General features: G+C 47.0%; 16 protein-coding genes and 1 pseudogene. 5 read left to right on the top strand and 12 right to left on the bottom strand.

Going from position 1 to position 14338, the window contains the following annotated elements; genetic code table 11:
* Nucleotides 1-104: 104 nt before the first annotated feature.
* Together G9F50_RS20805 and G9F50_RS20800 are read right to left on the bottom strand one after the other, a co-directional pair.
* Nucleotides 105-932, bottom strand: a complete 828-nt coding sequence (locus tag G9F50_RS20805; protein WP_371833770.1) for a methyl-accepting chemotaxis protein — start codon at nt 930-932, stop codon at nt 105-107.
* A 117-nt stretch (nt 933-1049) separates the two neighbouring features.
* Nucleotides 1050-2090 (bottom strand): annotated as a pseudogene (locus G9F50_RS20800) (cache domain-containing protein); the annotation flags it as partial.
* Nucleotides 2091-2231: 141 nt separating this feature from the next.
* Between G9F50_RS20800 and G9F50_RS12170 the strand changes: the two are divergent.
* Nucleotides 2232-2969 (top strand): protein-glutamine gamma-glutamyltransferase, encoded by a 738-nt coding sequence (locus tag G9F50_RS12170; protein ID WP_020956257.1) that lies wholly within the window; start codon nt 2232-2234, stop codon nt 2967-2969.
* 17 nt (nt 2970-2986) lie between these two features.
* Here the strand turns inward: G9F50_RS12170 and G9F50_RS12165 are convergent, their stop codons facing one another.
* The 7 genes from G9F50_RS12165 to G9F50_RS12135 form a co-directional block, all read right to left on the bottom strand.
* Nucleotides 2987-3238: a hypothetical protein gene (locus G9F50_RS12165; protein ID WP_165406565.1), complete on the bottom strand. Its 252-nt coding sequence runs from the start codon at nt 3236-3238 to the stop codon at nt 2987-2989.
* A gap of 25 nt (nt 3239-3263) precedes the next feature.
* Complete coding sequence (locus G9F50_RS12160; RefSeq protein ID WP_060561864.1) at nt 3264-4295, bottom strand: NAD(P)H-dependent flavin oxidoreductase; 1032 nt, start codon at nt 4293-4295, stop codon at nt 3264-3266.
* The gene (locus G9F50_RS12155; RefSeq protein WP_015418083.1) at nt 4288-4710 is read right to left on the bottom strand and encodes a secondary thiamine-phosphate synthase enzyme YjbQ; all 423 of its coding nucleotides are present in this window, start codon (nt 4708-4710) and stop codon (nt 4288-4290) included. Before G9F50_RS12155 ends, G9F50_RS12160 begins: the two co-directional genes overlap by 8 nt.
* A 99-nt stretch (nt 4711-4809) precedes the next feature.
* Nucleotides 4810-6492 carry a glycoside hydrolase family 13 protein gene (locus tag G9F50_RS12150; protein WP_165406566.1) on the bottom strand — a complete coding sequence of 561 codons (1683 nt, stop codon included), beginning with the start codon at nt 6490-6492 and terminating at the stop codon, nt 4810-4812.
* Nucleotides 6493-6581: 89 nt separating this feature from the next.
* Nucleotides 6582-7871, bottom strand: coding sequence for a hemolysin family protein (locus tag G9F50_RS12145; protein WP_007408640.1), 1290 nt, complete (start codon nt 7869-7871; stop codon nt 6582-6584).
* 42 nt (nt 7872-7913) lie between these two features.
* On the bottom strand, nt 7914-8591 hold the full coding sequence (locus G9F50_RS12140; protein WP_003152125.1) for a zinc metallopeptidase: 678 nt from the start codon (nt 8589-8591) through the stop codon (nt 7914-7916).
* Nucleotide 8592: 1 nt separating this feature from the next.
* The gene (locus tag G9F50_RS12135; protein ID WP_007408642.1) at nt 8593-8901 is read right to left on the bottom strand and encodes a YuzI family membrane protein; all 309 of its coding nucleotides are present in this window, start codon (nt 8899-8901) and stop codon (nt 8593-8595) included.
* Nucleotides 8902-9034: 133 nt separating this feature from the next.
* Between G9F50_RS12135 and G9F50_RS12130 the strand changes: the two genes are divergently transcribed.
* The gene (locus tag G9F50_RS12130) at nt 9035-9289 is read left to right on the top strand and encodes a protein mistic (protein ID WP_138092840.1); all 255 of its coding nucleotides are present in this window, start codon (nt 9035-9037) and stop codon (nt 9287-9289) included.
* Nucleotides 9286-10272 carry a potassium channel family protein gene (locus G9F50_RS12125; protein ID WP_007408644.1) on the top strand — a complete coding sequence of 329 codons (987 nt, stop codon included), beginning with the start codon at nt 9286-9288 and terminating at the stop codon, nt 10270-10272. The genes G9F50_RS12130 and G9F50_RS12125 overlap by 4 nt, the downstream gene beginning before the upstream one ends.
* Here the strand turns inward: G9F50_RS12125 and G9F50_RS12120 are convergent.
* From G9F50_RS12120 to G9F50_RS12110, 3 genes are all read right to left on the bottom strand, one after another.
* Entirely contained in the window at nt 10269-10673 is a 405-nt protein-coding gene (locus G9F50_RS12120; protein WP_012118292.1) for a YugN-like family protein, read from the bottom strand. The two genes, G9F50_RS12125 and G9F50_RS12120, sit on opposite strands and share 4 nt — an antisense overlap.
* A 22-nt stretch (nt 10674-10695) precedes the next feature.
* A complete protein-coding gene (locus G9F50_RS12115) occupies nt 10696-11049 on the bottom strand; it encodes a hypothetical protein (RefSeq protein ID WP_060561870.1) in 354 nt (117 codons plus the stop codon).
* Between the two features lie 65 nt (nt 11050-11114).
* A complete protein-coding gene (locus G9F50_RS12110; RefSeq protein WP_007408647.1) occupies nt 11115-12467 on the bottom strand; it encodes a glucose-6-phosphate isomerase in 1353 nt (450 codons plus the stop codon).
* Between the two features lie 397 nt (nt 12468-12864).
* On the opposite strand from G9F50_RS12110, the gene G9F50_RS12105 reads away from it, so the two are divergent.
* Both G9F50_RS12105 and ycaC read left to right on the top strand, forming a co-directional pair.
* A complete protein-coding gene (locus tag G9F50_RS12105) occupies nt 12865-13431 on the top strand; it encodes an NADPH-dependent FMN reductase (protein WP_060561872.1) in 567 nt (188 codons plus the stop codon).
* 124 nt (nt 13432-13555) lie between these two features.
* On the top strand, nt 13556-14200 hold the full coding sequence (gene ycaC, locus G9F50_RS12100; RefSeq protein ID WP_060561873.1) for an isochorismate family cysteine hydrolase YcaC: 645 nt from the start codon (nt 13556-13558) through the stop codon (nt 14198-14200).
* The last annotated feature ends 138 nt before the right edge of the window (nt 14201-14338 follow it).

The following is a 14338-nucleotide window of genomic DNA, read 5'->3' as shown; positions in this document are numbered from 1 at the left end:
AAAATAGTTCTATGTACTCCCTTTGTATGCAAGACTTTTTATTTAAATTATCCGGCTGTCACTATAAAAAAGGACGCCTTCCATCCGGAAAGCGTCCTTTTTTACTAGTTGATTTTAAATTGTTTCGTTAATTCCCGCAGTTCTTCGGCCATTTGCGCCAAAGTATCGGCGGATGTGCTGATTTCTTCCATTGATGCAAGCTGTTCTTCTGCGGATGCGGCAATATCCTGAATGCTTGCTGCGCTTTCCCTAGATACGTCCGCAATATCCGTCACTGCGGCTGAAACGTGCTGAGAGCTGTCTGACAGCTGTTCAACCGTGCCGTTCATCGATTGAAGCTTCTCGGCGATATCGTTTGTCATGCCGAAGATATTCTGGAAGCTTTCTTTCGTGCGGTCCGTCACGGCAAGTCCTGATTGAACTTCTTCATTAACGGATGTAAACATGTGAAGTGATGTATTAATCTCGGCCGTGATTTCCTGAATGAGTTTTTCAATCTCTTTGGCAGAACCGGCGGATTGGACGGCAAGCTTGCGCACTTCTTCGGCTACCACTGAGAAGCCCCGCCCGTATTCACCGGCTCTTGCCGCTTCAATGGCTGCATTTAAAGCAAGCAGGTTTGTCTGATCGGCAATACCGTTGATGACTCTTAAAATATGAGTGATGTCTTTTGATTTGGCCTCAAGGCCTTTTACAACCGCTTCCGCCTGCTGGACCGATTGATTGATGAGATTCATCTGCCCGACGGTTTGCTGCACATATTCTTCCCCGGTGCCGGCAGCATCCTTCGATTGTTTAGATGCTTCCGTAATGGATGATGATGTGCGGGAAACGGCGGCGAGTCCGTCATTTATATGATTCAGCTTGGCTGAGCTTGAATCGACTTTTTCGCTTTGCTCTTCGTTTCCGTTTGAAAACTGCTCAATGGCCATTGTAATATGTTCCGTCGCTTTGCTTGTCTGCGAAGCTGAAGCGGTCAGCTCTTCCGATGACGCGGCCACGTTGTCGACAGAGTTTTGGATCGCGCTGATCAGTCCGCGCAGAGATTCGCCCATCTCATTAAAGCTCGCGCCGAGTTCGCCCAATTCATCTTTCGAGCGGATATCAATGGTTTCAGTCAAGTCTCCGCCGCTGATTTGTTTAGAAGAGCGGACAAGCCGTTTCAGCGGTGACGTAATGGATCTGACAATCAACAGAATTAAAATTCCCCCGATGATAATGGATGCTGCAAGGACAATCATCCCCATCGTCAGCACCGGTTGTGAGGCGTCTTTAATTTCGTTGAGCTCCATGCTCCCCTCTATTTTCCATCCGGTCAGTTTATTTGTCGTAAACGCCATTTTTTTATTTTGATCATCGAGCTTGTATGAAATAATGCCGCTGTCTTTGCTGTATACCTCATTCAGCCACGGGGTTGAAACTTTATCGCCCGGTTTGTGGTCTTTATGCGCGACATAGGTTTTATTTTTGGACGTGATAAACACGAATCCTTTTTGCCCGATTTTGATTCCCTGCATCTGCTTCAGCAGCTGGTCAATCGTAATATCCATGGCCACTACGCCTGTTCCGTCCTGCATCTGCTTTGCCACGGTAACGACCATGCTGCCGTCGCTTGCCGCGGTGTAAGGGTCGGTGACAACGAGCGTGCCGCCGGCCTTCACAGCGTCTTTATACCAAGTGCGTGTTCTCGGATCGTAATCGGCCGGAGTATTCTCCTTCGGCGCCTGTGCGTAGCTGCCGTCTTCCGTTCCTCCGTAAACGCGGGCTACGTCCTTATGAATAGACGTGTATTGCCCGAACTTTTCTTCTAGAGCAGACATGTTTTTCTTTGAGAAGGATGACCCTTTTAACGTTTCACTGAAAAATTCAATCGCCTTTGCTTTTGCGCCGATATCATTTGTAATGGTTGTGTTAAAAGATTCGATGTTATTTTTCGCGTTGCCTGAAATCTGATCATCCAGCGAATTGCTCGCTGTATGGTATGAACTGAATTCTAGCACGAGAATCGGTATGATTAAGATCACGATAAATGAAATGATTAATTTACGTGAAATCGATGCCTTTGTGCACCAATTGATGAATTTTTTCATATTAAGCTGCTCCCTCAAGTGTGATACCTTATATATCGGCTTAGTCTTCACATTTTGTTAACATTTCCTCCTTTTTTATGACTTGATTTTCATTGCCCAAGCTTCCTGCATATCTTATAAAAAAAGATAGGGGGCGCGCAGATGATTATCATATCCGGCCAAGTGCTTCGGCCTCAGGACATCGCGAACTGGCAGACGGAAAAAAGCCTTGTTCCGTATATAAATGAACTGCTCAATTCTCCCGTACAATTCGATTACGGGTCGATTGCTGAACTGATGTTCGAGGTGCGGCTGCGCCGCCATATTGTGGAAGCCGCAAGAGAACTGCACGGATCAGGTGTGAAATTTGCAACTTTCGCCAAAACATACGGAAATACGGCTTATTGGAGAGTGACGCCGGAAGGAGCCTTGGAGCTGAAGTACAGAATCCCCGCTTCAAAAGCGATTCGGGACATTATTGAAAACGGGGCGTTTTACGCATTTGAATGCGCTACCGCCATTGTTGTGATTTATTATCTGGCCGTCTTAAAGACAATCGGTGAAGAACGGTTTAACCGGCGTTTCCGGGATATCACTTTGTATGACTGGCACTATGAGCATCTGCCGATCTACACGGAAACCGGCAGCCACTTTTTACGGGGAGATTGTTTATATTTTAAAAATCCTGATTTTAATCCTGCAAAGGCTCAGTGGCGGGGAGAGAATGTCATTGTGATGGGGAATGATCAATATTTCGCCCACGGTCTCGGGATTCTGACCGCTGAACAAATCATCCAGAGATTGAATTCTTTAAGAAAAAAAAATGCCGTGCAGCCGGCTTATCTGCTTAACCAGGCAACAAGGCTTGATGCACCCGCGCTTTATCAGATCATGCATTAAAACAATCCCATCGTCTGTCATTGTGACGATGGGATGCGGAATGCTTTTCTTTTCCGGTAAAAAGCCGTCGTGCCGAGCGCTTGATTTGCAGCCCATTCAAACTTCTCTAAATCATGGCGGGTGACGGCTCTGTCCTGTCGGCTCCATTTAATGGCGCGGACAAAGTAATACCCTTTAATCGGCGCCATGGTGACTTTGGAATGCGGAAAATCTTCAAAGACAAACTCAATAGTCCCTCTTTTTTTATAGGACATTTGAAGAATCTTCATCATCCATCACCTCACGATTTCTGGATTATGATTCGCACAATCTGTCCAAAACGGTTTTCACGTCTGTCGGCCCTTCAAGTTTCGCGGCGGACTGGCCGGCCCATAAAGACATATACTCCGCGTCTCCTGATTGAGCCGCGTGCCCGCGCATCGGCTTTGTCAGCGTATTATGCAGCGGATAAGGCAGCGTATTTCCCTCGTCAGCCTCATATGTTTTCATGAACTGATTCACGATTCCCCGCGCCTGTTTTCCCGAAAACAGGGTGGTCAGCCGCGTGTCGGCTCCTTTTGATTCGGCAATGGCTTTTTGATATGCCGGTGAGGCGCTGCTTTCTTCACAAAGGAGAAACGGTGTTCCTACTTGAACGCCGTCCGCACCCAAACATCGGGCCGCCTGCACGCCGCGGCGGTCAAAAATGCCGCCTGCCGCAATCACCGGGATATTCAGCGCGTCTTTAGCCTGCGGAATCAGCGCCATAAGGCCGAGAGCCGGTTCTCCTTTAACCGGCAGAAACGACCCGCGATGTCCGCCGGCTTCAATTCCCTGAAGAATAACGGCGTCCATCCCCCGTTCTTCAAAAGCCTTCGCTTCCTCCGGCGTTGTCGCCGTGCCGAAAAGGAAACATCCGCTTTTCTTCAGCTTTTCCGCCGTTTCTTCCGGCGGCAGGCCGAAGGTGAATGAACACGCTTTGACTCCGTAACGGATCAGAAGCTCCGCTTTTTCCTCAAAATCATTCCATTCTTCTTTCAGATCAGAGAACGGATTGGCGTCTTTTGCCCTCGGGATGCGGGCTTTCCATTTTTCAACCAGTTCCGCCTCAGGCATCTGCCTTTCTTCCGGGACGAAAAGATTTACTTGAAAGGAGCGGTTCGTCAGCTCTTTCATCTCGATAAGCTGTTTTTCAAGGGCTTGCGGGCTGACGTATCCTGAAGCGAGGCTTCCAAGCGCCCCTTCATTCGATACCGCCGAAGCCAGACGCGGCGTGACCAGCCCGCCGGCCATCGGCGCTTGAATGACGGGCTTTGTTAATGACAATGCACTCATCCACTCACTCATTTGTGTTTTCCTCCGATTCAGCCTGTATTTTGATATAACATGTTCTGTTTCGCGGACCGTCAAATTCGCAAAAATAAACGCCCTGCCATGTTCCGAGTATCAGGCGGCCGTCTTCTATGATGACATGCTGGGAGGCGCCGGTTGTACTCGCTTTCATATGTGCCGCCGTATTTCCCTCCATATGCCGGTCCAGTTCGTGCTCCCACGGATACATTTCATCAAACCTTCTGAGCATATCCCTCTTCACATCCGGATCGGCATTTTCATTTATGGTAATGCCGGCGGTTGTATGGGGACAGTATATGAGCGCCAAACCGTTTTTTACGCCTGTTTTGCGGAGAAACGCTTCGGCTTCATGTGTGATGTCGATCATTTCATCCCGTCTGTTTGTTTGAATCTGCAATTTTTTCAGCATATGAATGCCTCCTTTCTTTTTCTCTTCCTTTCCCATATTCGTTTCTGTATTTGTCTTTTCCTGTAGGATCGCGATGATAAACGCAGATCACAAAAAACTTCAGCCTCGGGACTGAAGTTTTTCACCATATATATATACGCGGGCCTCATAAGGCTTTAAAAGAAAGGATGTCACATGCCGATGCGGTGGTGTTTCCATGCTTGCGAGCACGAGCGTATCGGAGTCAAGCGGATAACCGGGATGCCTGTATAAAGCGGGGGTTTTAGACAGATTTGTGATGATCAGGGCGGTTTTTGTTCCGTTTTTTCTTAGATAGGCATAAATCTGCCGGTCATTCGGAAGCAGCAATTCATATGTGCCGCTGATCAATACGCTGTGTTCTTTTCTGAGGGCGAGCAGCCGTCTGTAGAAATGGTATACGGATGTTTCATCCTGCATTTGTGATGCAGCATTCAGCCATATGTGGTTCGGATTCACTCCGAGCCACGGAGAAGCATCAGAAAACCCGCCGTTCGCCTCACCGCTCCATTGCATCGGTGTCCGTGAATTATCCCGGCCCTTCTTCCAGATGATCTTCATCACTTTTTCATGCGGAACGCCGCGGGACGTCTCTTTTTCATACAGATATTTCATTGCGGCGTCATCATAATCTTCAATGGATGGAAACGAAACATTGGTCATCCCGAGCTCCTGCCCCTGGTAAATAAACGGCGTGCCTTTCATCAGCATATACATCGCGGCGAGTGCCTTGGCGCTTTCTGTCAAAAACCGTTCGTCACCCCATACCGAGACGGAACGGGGCTGATCGTGGTTCTCCATAAATAACGCGTTCCAGCCCTTTCCTTCAAGACTGTTCTGCCAGCCGGACAAGACGCGTTTAAGCGCCGGAATGGAGATGCTTTGATCATCTTCCGTATCCCAGAGGCCGAGATGTTCAAATTGAAAAATCATTTGAAAGACGCCGTGTTCTTCACCGGCCCAATCAGCCGCCTCCCAAGCCGCCACTCCGTTCGCCTCGCCGACCGTCATGATCGGATAGCGCGAAAATGTTTCCCGTTTCAGCTCTCTTAAGAGATCCATTATGCCTTCCCCATTCATATGATACGGGAAAGACGGGACGTACGGGAGACCGTCCGGATTCGGCATGTCAGGGAGCCCTTCTTTTTTCTTAATGTGAGAAATGGCATCCACCCGGAAGCCGTCTATGCCTTTATCAAGCCACCAGCGAACCATCTCATAAACGGACTGCCTCATCGCTTCGTTTTCCCAATTTAAATCAGGCTGTTTTTTGTCAAACAGGTGCAGGTAATACTGGCCGGTCTCTTGATCATATTCCCACGCTGATCCGCCGAAAATGCTTTCCCAATTGTTCGGCTCTTTGCCGTTTTTTCCGTCTCTCCAGATGTACCAGTCCCGTTTTTCGGAATCTTTCGCTGAGCGTGATTCGATAAACCAAGGGTGCTCATCGCTTGTATGGTTGATGACGAGGTCCATAATCAGCTTCATGCCGAGCGCATGGACATCCGCAAGGAGCTGGTCAAAATCCTCCATCGTCCCGAATTCGCCGGCAATTTGTTTATAATTGCGGATATCGTAGCCGTTGTCCGCGCCCGGCGAGTCAAAAACGGGACAAAGCCAGATCACATCCGCCCCCAACTCTTTTATGTAATGAAGCTTTGCTCTGATGCCGTTCATGTCGCCGATTCCGTCCCCGTTCGAATCCATAAAGCTTCGGGGATAAATTTGATAGACGGCAGCCGTTTTCCACCAATCCGTTTTCATACCGACACTCCTTTCTTTACATCATATGAAGGAGCGGGACGAATAAGCATTTTTTCCATAAAAAAAGCCTCATTGCAAAAGCAGGAGGCTCAGAAATCAGTTTTTTTAATTTCAACGAAGCGGATATGATGGTCTTCCGCTTCCAGCACCTTAAATTCACACCCTTCGGCATGAAACACATCACCATTTTTCAGCTCCATTTTTTGTGTTAAGAGCCAGCCGGCAATCGTGTCAATGTCTTCATTTTCGATGGCGATATCAAGGAGATCATTCACCTCTTCTATGAGCGCCTTACCGTCCATCACATAATGGTGTTCGCCTTTTTTGACGATGTGGGGCATTTCATCCTGGTCATATTCATCACGGATTTCCCCGACGATTTCCTCCAATATGTCTTCGACGGTCACAAGTCCCGCCGTGCCGCCGTATTCGTCAACAAGAATCGCCATATGAATCCGCTCCTTCTGCATGCGGATCAAAAGCTCCTGAACGGGGATGCTTTCAATGACTCTGATAACCGGACGCATAATTTCTTTTAATTCAATGGAGCGGCCGAGAAAATACGCTTTAAATAAATCCTTATTGTTAATAATGCCGAGAATGTGATCTTTGTCTTCCTTAATAACCGGATATCGCGTATACCGTTCGTTGATGATCAAATGTATGGCTTCATCAACTGACTGTTCAAGCGAGATGGCGGCGATTTCGGTGCGCGGCACCATGATTTCTCTGGCGACCCGGTTATCGAATTCAAATATTTTATTGACGTAACGGAATTCAGATTGATTGATTTGACCTTTTTTATAGCTTTCGGACAAAATCAGCCGCAATTCCTCTTCACTGACCACGACCTCATGTTCTTTCACCGAATGAAAACCGAACAGCTTGACCAAAAATCCGGCTGAGCCGTTTAACAGCTTAATAAACGGATACATCACTTTATAAAACAGAATGAGCGGTTTCGCCGTCCACAGACTGACGGCTTCGGCTTTTTGAATGGATATCGTTTTCGGCGCAAGCTCTCCGATGACGACGTGCAGATACGTGACGGCGATAAACGCCGCAATAAACGTGACGACGTGCGTAATGGATGACGGCATTCCGATCAGGCTGAAAACAGGATGAAGAAGCCGCTGAATCGTCGGTTCACCGAGCCAGCCGAGTCCGAGCGCCGTAATCGTAATGCCGAGCTGGCACGCTGATAAATATTCATCGAGATTTGAAATCACCCTGTGCGCCGCAAGCGCCCGGCTGTCTCCGGTTTCAACCAGCTCCGCAATTTTTGAACCGCGGATTTTGACAATCGCAAATTCCGCAGCGACAAAGATGGCCGTTAATCCGATTAACAGCATAATGAGAATCAGTTTTAATATAAGCAAAAAAACCCCTACCGCAAACGGTAAGGGGCCACCTCCTTCGTGTTAATTCTCATCACGACCATTTAAGAAAATCATCACAAAACGAAGCAGCTCGAATAATGAAACGAGCGCCGCAGCCACATACGTCAGCGCGGCGGCGTTCAGCACTTTATTCACGCCGTGTTCTTCACTGTTGCGAATGAATCCTTCCGACACGATAATCCGCTTCGCCCTCGCGCTGGCATTAAACTCGACAGGCAGTGTGACAAGCTGGAAAAAAACAGCGGCCGAAAACAAAATAATGCCGAGTCCGATTAAGTTCAAGCTGCCCAGGAGCATCCCGCCCAAGAAAAGCAGAGGGGCGACCCCGGAGGCAAAATTGACGACCGGAAAAATTTTGTGCCTCAGCACAAGCGCGCCGTATGATTCCTGATGCTGCAAAGCATGTCCGACTTCATGGGAAGCGACGGAAATGGCGGAAATGGAGCGGCCGTAATATACCGGCTCAGATAAACGCACCACCCGCTCCGTCGGGTCGTAATGGTCTGTTAAAGTGCCTCTTACCGGTTCTACCGGCACATCATATAAACCGTTAATATCAAGAATCCGTCTTGCCGTTTCCGCCCCCGTCCGCTGACTGGAAGCTTCTACGTCTGAGTATTTCTGAAAATTGCTTTTCACTTTAAATTGTGCCCAAAACGACAATCCCAATGCAGCAATTGTTAAAAAGATAAACAGCATATTATCCTCTTCCTTTTTCTCTTATATCGTACGATCTGCTTATATAATATTTTAATGATTGTCCGCTTTCCTGTACAGAAATCCGCTTCTTTTTTCTGACAGGAATCAATCCTCCGAGCATGATGAGGATACACCCGGCCAATCCGATGTAAAACGGAAACGTGCCTGCGGTCTCTTTTGCAAAAACAAGCCATGAAAATCCGCCGGACATATGATTGTATCCATTCAAATCGAAAATAAGCAATACGGCCGCCGAAGCGAGCAGCTGCGCTCCGGCCAGCGCCGCCAGCAGTTTTTGAATGACTGTCATTTTGACTCACCCTTTTTCGGTCCGCTTTCTTTATCATATGAAAAAATAAGGGTGAATATGTTTTCGGCGATTTTTGAAAGACATCAAACGAACTGGGACATACTGTATAAAAAAAGATACAGGTGTGATCGACATGAAAGTGACAAATGGCGAGAAAGAACAGCTGAGCAATGCGATAGACAGAATGAACGAAGGGCTTGACGCCTTCATCCAGCTCTATAATGAATCGGAAAACGACGAACCTCTCATTCAGTTTGAAGATGAGACGGCCGATTTAATCAGACATGCGCGTGACTCATACGGCCAGCAACAGCTGAACGAAAAACTAAACACCATTATTAAGCAGATTTTATCCATCTCTCTGTCGAAAGAAGAGCCGGACGAATGAAATCAAACCGTTTATTTATTTCCTGGCTGAGATGGCCGTTATATGTTCGGATCGGACTGATCATTATCGCCTTGATTTTATTGTTCGGCCAACTCATTTACATGCTTGAGCCGAAGCAATTCACGTCTGTGTTTGAAGGGGTTTGGTGGGCGGTTATTACGGTGGCCACAGTCGGCTACGGCGATTACGTGCCCCAGACGCCGCTCGGGCAGATTGCCGGCATGGTGCTTGTATTAAGCGGAGCGAGTTTTGTAACCGCCTATTTCGCCACGCTTTCTTCAGCCGTGTTCAGCAAACAGCATCGCTATGTCGAAGGGAAGGTCGCCTTTAAAGGCAAGGGGCACGTCATTCTTATCGGATGGAATGAGAAGTCGCATATGCTGCTGAAAGAACTGCAGCACATCGCGCCGTCAAAAACTGTCGTCCTGATTGATGATTCATTAAGGGAAGGGCCGCTTATTGAAAACGTCCATTTCATCCGCGGACATGCCGCTGATGACAGTACGCTCAATAAGGCGAATATTACGGAAGCCGATACCGTCATTTTGACAGCGGACCAGCAGAAAAATGAATCCGAAGCTGATATGCTGTCGGTATTAACGCTTCTCGCGATCAAAGGGCTGCATCCGTCCGTTTATTGTATCGTAGAAATTTTAACGGAACGGTATGTCAAAAACGCCGAGCGCGCAGGAGCCAATAAGATTCTGTGCACATCACGCCTGTCGAGCCGGGTGATGTTTGAGCATTACCGGGTCAAGCTGCAGCTTGCCAAACCGCAAACGCTGTCAGATCTGACGCTGGAGAAAAAGGTGCGCATCATTCCCGTCCCCGAGGAATTAAAGGGTTCATCTTATCATGACTGTGCGCTCTATTATCTCAAACGGAATACCACGATCATCGGCATACAAAAAGAAGAGGGACCGATGTTGACCCCTCCCCTGTCATACCAGGTGCTCGATACTGATCTGTTTTTGGCTCTTTAATGCAGCAGGACGTCTTCCAGCTCTTTCACAAGCGAGATGCCGATATCTGTATATGAGCGGTCAATTGCCGCATCCCGCCGTTTCGGCTCGGAGAATTGGTTGAATAATGACTCAAAAACACCGCCGCCTGCGTGATCATCCGTTTCCTCCTGATAGACGTGCCTCAGCAAAAAGGGTGTGCCGATTGTAACGGCGGCCCCCCGTTCATCCAGGTGTCCCTTATTTGCTTCAACAGGGATGCGGAGAAATAAATAGCCGTCCTGATCGGAAATTTTGTAATCAAAGAACCCGCGGTCATACTCCCAGCCGCCTCCGATGGTATAACCGATCGGTTTCAGCACCTGTTCCAATTCGCGGAGTAAAAAAGATTGCCCCTCAAGTGAAGATGGAATGCTGATCATGTGCATATGCTCCTTTTTGTCTTTAGCGTCCCCGCTCTGCGGCATCTTCATACGGCGCCCGGGAAGAATCGGGAGCGGCAGACAGACGCTGGAAAGGGGTAACGGCGCATTCAATCAGAACATACGTCACAATTGCGGAGAGAACGGCTTCCGTTGAAATATAGAAAACGGCGGCATAGAGACAGCACTTCGTGATCAGCGACTGCATCCGGCCAATCTTCAGTTTCAGCCGGACCATGTCCGTAAACAAGCCGAGAGGGAAAGCGAAAAACAGGATGGTTTGTAAGAGGGATTCAGGAGACAGTTTTAGTGCCGAATAGACAATAGCGGCGGAACAGACGGAAATGACGGCATGCTTACATAAGAGTCGTATCATTCATCATCACACCTTTCACGGTTTAAAAAAGGCTGACCCGTCATGCTGAGGGCCAGCCCTTCTTTTTATTTTTCAAGGCGTTTTTCAAGCTCTGCTTTTTTCTCTTCAAAGCCCGGTTTGCCGAGAAGCGCGAACATATTCACCTTATAGGCTTCAACACCCGGCTGATCAAACGGGTTGACTCCGAGCAGATAACCGCTCATCGCCACCGCTTTTTCAAAGAAATAGACGAGATATCCAAATGTATATGCATTAAGCTCCGGAATATTGACAATTAAGTTCGGCACTTTTCCGTCTGTATGGGCAAGCATCGTGCCTTCGAACGCTTTTTTGTTGACGAAATCGACCGTTTTGCCGGCTAAGTAATTTAAGCCGTCGAGATCATTTTCCGCTTCTTCAATTGTCAGCTCATGCTTCGGTTTTTCAACGTTTAATACAGTTTCAAACAGATCGCGTCTGCCTTCCTGCACGTATTGACCGAGAGAGTGAAGGTCTGTTGAGAAGTTAGCGGAAGAAGGATAGATGCCTTTTTCATCTTTTCCTTCACTTTCGCCGAAGAGCTGCTTCCACCATTCCGCAAAGTACTGCAGCGCAGGCTCATAGTTGATAAGCATTTCAATGGTTCTTCCTTTATTATACAGAACGTTGCGGACGACGGCGTATTGGTAAGCTGCGTTCTCTTCTAATTCCGAGCTGGAAAAGTCTTTGCTTGCATCAAGAGCGCCTTTCATCATTTCATCGATATCAGCCCCGCTTACCGCAATCGGCAGAAGGCCTACCGCAGTCAGAACGGAGAAACGTCCGCCGACATCATCAGGAATAACGAATGATTCGAAGCCTTCTTCATTAGAAAGCGTTTTTAAAGCGCCGCGCTCTTTATCTGTCGTCGCGTAAATCCGCGCTTTCGCTTCTTCTTTTCCGTATTTTTCTTCAAGAAGTTTGCGGAAAATCCGGAAAGCGATTGCAGGTTCCGTCGTCGTGCCTGATTTAGAAATGACATTGATAGAGAAATCAGCGTCTTCCAAAAGATCCATAACATCTTTCATATAAGTTGAACTGATATTGTTGCCGATAAAGATAACTTGAGGGTTTTTGCGCTTGTCTTTCGGCAGAACGTTATAGAAAGAATGATTGAGCGCTTCAATCGCCGCGCGGGCGCCTAAGTATGAACCGCCGATACCCACGACGAGAAGCACGTCTGAATCTGATTTGATTTTTTCAGCGCTTTTTTTAATGCGCGCGAATTCTTCTTTATCGTAGTTTTCAGGGAGGTCCACCCATCCTAAAAAGTCGCTTCCGGCGCCTGTTTTTTCATGGATATTATGGTGTGCCGTTTTTACGAAATCACGTGCGTATGTAAGTTCATGTTCATTGAAAAAAGGTAACGCTCTTGAGTAATCAAAGCGTACATGCGTCATTTGCTTGTCCCTCCATCACGGTGAATTGTTTTCTCTTTCACTTTATATGAACTCACCCGCTAAATCAAGTCATGAAGAAGGCATGATGAATATGGGATTTGCGCTAAAAATGCATTCATTTTTTATACAATATCCCGGATTCGATATGGTTATATTTGTAATAATCGCAAGAGGGATAACGAATCGAATGTTGGTGATCCAGGAACGTATCACCTTTACTTTGGAGCAGGATGACATCCATCGCCAATCCCGATGGGCCGGTTCTTTTTATATAGTACTCCTCTTGAGAGGCTGTCACGCAGGCATATTAAGGCATGAATGTACATTTTTAAAAATAGTGTCTATATTTGGGGTATCGTGTTAAGATGAAAGTGATTTTAAACCGGGAGGTGATTTTATGACTAAAACCATTGGTCTTATTTGTGGAAGTTTACGAAAAAACTCGTCTAATCGAGCAATTGCTCAATCATTGATTGACTTCGATAATGCGGCTCAATTTCGTTGGGTTGAAATAGACAGTCTTCCTTTTTTTAACGAAGATTTAGAAATTGCCGGAACACCAGACTCCGTAACATCCTTTAGAGCTGATATACAAGACGTTGACGGCGTCATCATTGTAAGTCCAGAGTACAATTCCGGAATTCCGGGGGTATTAAAAAATGCATTGGACTGGGCATCGAGACCGCGGACCTCTTCTGTTTTAAACAGAAAACCGGTTGGCTTAATCGGAGCAACCCCCGGAGGGTTCGGTACTGCCTTTGGTCAAACGCAAATGAGGGAAGTACTCGAAGCTATGCAAGTCAATGTTTTGCCCTTTCAAAAAATGCTGATTTCGCAAGTCCATGAGAAAATTGATTCCGCTCAAAACATACTTACGGATGAACAAACAAAACGTTATCTTCAACGCTATTTACAACAGTTCATCCATTGGATTGATCATGCTCCGGTTCCCGTTCCAAATTAATTGAAGGATCATCACCCTCACGAAAAGTCACCTCAGAAATAACTTTCTTTCTATACAGCATATGAATAGATTTACCGTTTTCAATTGACAAACTTACTTGCCTTAATTCAAGGAGGATGATAAAATGTCTGATCTTTATTCCCGTCTTTCAAAAGATGATGCTGCCGTGCTTTTAGTTGACCATCAAACCGGCCTTATTTCCGGTCTCGTGCGTGACTATGGCGTTGATGAATTTAAAAACAATGTATTGGCTCTCGGTGATACGGCTAAATTCTTTGATTTACCGGTTATTTTAACAACCAGCTTTGAAAACGGACCCAACGGACCGCTCATGCAAGAACTCGCTGATCTCTTTCCTGATGCGCCGAAAATAGCCCGTCCCGGACAAATTAATGCATGGGACAATGAAGACTTTGTTAAAGCCATTGAGGCGACTGGCAAAAAACAGCTGATTATCGCAGGGGTGGTAACAGACGTCTGCGTCGCTTTTCCTGCGCTTTCTGCCATTAAAGCAGGCTACGAAGTGTTTGTTGTGACAGATGCTTCGGGGACCTTTAGTAAGCAAGTAGCAGATGCATCATTAACCCGTATGGCTCATGGCGGCGCGCAGCTTATGAACTGGTTCAGCGTAGCGTGCGAGTTACAGCGTGATTGGCGCAACGACGTTGAAGGTTTTGGCGCATTAATCTCCAGTCATCTTCCCGGTTATCAAAACTTAATGGGAAGCTATATGGGGGCTCAGCGGGACCTTAGTACACAAAATGCATAAAAGGAGCGCTGATTGAATCAGCGCCCCTTTTTTAAATTCGCGGCTCTTCATGATTTAGATTTTGTGTAAATAGATGATCGGCAATCGCAAAGTCAATTGATTCTTTTCTGCTAAATGTACAGAAACAGGGAGTCAAAT

The organism is Bacillus sp. EKM206B (assembly GCF_011066015.1).
In the GTDB taxonomy this organism is placed as follows: domain Bacteria; phylum Bacillota; class Bacilli; order Bacillales; family Bacillaceae; genus Bacillus; species Bacillus velezensis.
This window is presented reverse-complemented; position numbering and strand designations above follow the sequence as displayed.

Bases quoted from the DNA above. Each gene is read 5' to 3' on its own strand.
- G9F50_RS12105 (WP_060561872.1), top strand. From the start codon at position 12,865: ATGACTAAAACCATTGGTCTTATTTGTGGAAGTTTACGAAAAAACTCG.
- G9F50_RS12155 (WP_015418083.1), bottom strand. From the start codon at position 4,710: ATGCTGAAAAAATTGCAGATTCAAACAAACAGACGGGATGAAATGATC.
- G9F50_RS12160 (WP_060561864.1), bottom strand. From the start codon at position 4,295: ATGAGTGAGTGGATGAGTGCATTGTCATTAACAAAGCCCGTCATTCAA.
- G9F50_RS12170 (WP_020956257.1), top strand. From the start codon at position 2,232: ATGATTATCATATCCGGCCAAGTGCTTCGGCCTCAGGACATCGCGAAC.
- G9F50_RS12120 (WP_012118292.1), bottom strand. From the start codon at position 10,673: ATGATCAGCATTCCATCTTCACTTGAGGGGCAATCTTTTTTACTCCGC.
- G9F50_RS12150 (WP_165406566.1), bottom strand. From the start codon at position 6,492: ATGAAAACGGATTGGTGGAAAACGGCTGCCGTCTATCAAATTTATCCC.
- G9F50_RS12135 (WP_007408642.1), bottom strand. From the start codon at position 8,901: ATGACAGTCATTCAAAAACTGCTGGCGGCGCTGGCCGGAGCGCAGCTG.
- G9F50_RS12130 (WP_138092840.1), top strand. From the start codon at position 9,035: ATGAAAGTGACAAATGGCGAGAAAGAACAGCTGAGCAATGCGATAGAC.
- G9F50_RS12140 (WP_003152125.1), bottom strand. From the start codon at position 8,591: ATGCTGTTTATCTTTTTAACAATTGCTGCATTGGGATTGTCGTTTTGG.
- G9F50_RS20805 (WP_371833770.1), bottom strand. From the start codon at position 932: ATGGCCATTGAGCAGTTTTCAAACGGAAACGAAGAGCAAAGCGAAAAA.
- ycaC (WP_060561873.1), top strand. From the start codon at position 13,556: ATGTCTGATCTTTATTCCCGTCTTTCAAAAGATGATGCTGCCGTGCTT.
- G9F50_RS12115 (WP_060561870.1), bottom strand. From the start codon at position 11,049: ATGATACGACTCTTATGTAAGCATGCCGTCATTTCCGTCTGTTCCGCC.
- G9F50_RS12110 (WP_007408647.1), bottom strand. From the start codon at position 12,467: ATGACGCATGTACGCTTTGATTACTCAAGAGCGTTACCTTTTTTCAAT.
- G9F50_RS12125 (WP_007408644.1), top strand. From the start codon at position 9,286: ATGAAATCAAACCGTTTATTTATTTCCTGGCTGAGATGGCCGTTATAT.
- G9F50_RS12165 (WP_165406565.1), bottom strand. From the start codon at position 3,238: ATGAAGATTCTTCAAATGTCCTATAAAAAAAGAGGGACTATTGAGTTT.